The sequence below is a fragment of the Frankia tisae genome (assembly GCF_025403405.1).
GTDB classification, from domain to species: domain Bacteria; phylum Actinomycetota; class Actinomycetes; order Frankiales; family Frankiaceae; genus Frankia; species Frankia tisai.
Genome location: NZ_JANEZT010000784.1, coordinates 1 through 566, shown reverse-complemented (window position 1 = coordinate 566; position 566 = coordinate 1). Strand labels below are relative to the sequence as shown.

Below are 566 nucleotides of genomic sequence, written 5' to 3'. Positions count from 1 at the left end.
CGTCGGCAGCGTCAGATGGGTATAAGAGACAGGCCGGAGGGGGCGGTCGGATCGATCGCCGCGCTCTGTTCCAGGGCTCCGGCTGCCTCCGCGGGGGTCGTGGCATTCGACGCGGGCGGGGCCGCGGGCCCGCCCGCGAGAGCCACGGGGACCGTCGCCTCCTCGGGGGCAGCAGCATCCTGGGCGATCTTCATGCCCTGGGTGATCTGCGTGTCCTGGGGGACCGAGGTGTCCTGAGGAAGTGGGTGGTGAGCGGGGGCGTCGCCGATCGCCGTGGCGGGCGCCGTGGGCCCGGCTGCAGGGCGCGCCGCGGAGGATCTGCCGCTGGTGGCGCCGCGGCCCAGCACGGCGGGGAGGAAGCCGCCGCCGCGGGGACGCGCCCGGGGTCCCGTCCGGTGTAACCCGTGGGACGCGGCGGCGTTGCGGACGAGTCCCGCCGCACCGGTCCAGGCGAGGACCATGGGCAGGGTGTTGAGCCAGGGTGCGCTGTCCGGGCCGGTGCCGCCGGTGGAGGGGGGGCCGGCGGCACCGTGTCTGGTGGCGTCCACATGAGCGTGCCCTCGGCC

The 566-nt window shown here is 76.1% G+C and carries 1 pseudogene; it reads right to left on the bottom strand.

Features of this window, described 5'->3' with window-relative positions:
• Positions 1-11: 11 nt before the first annotated feature.
• Positions 12-566 (bottom strand): annotated as a pseudogene (locus NBZ85_RS34205) (hypothetical protein); the annotation flags it as partial.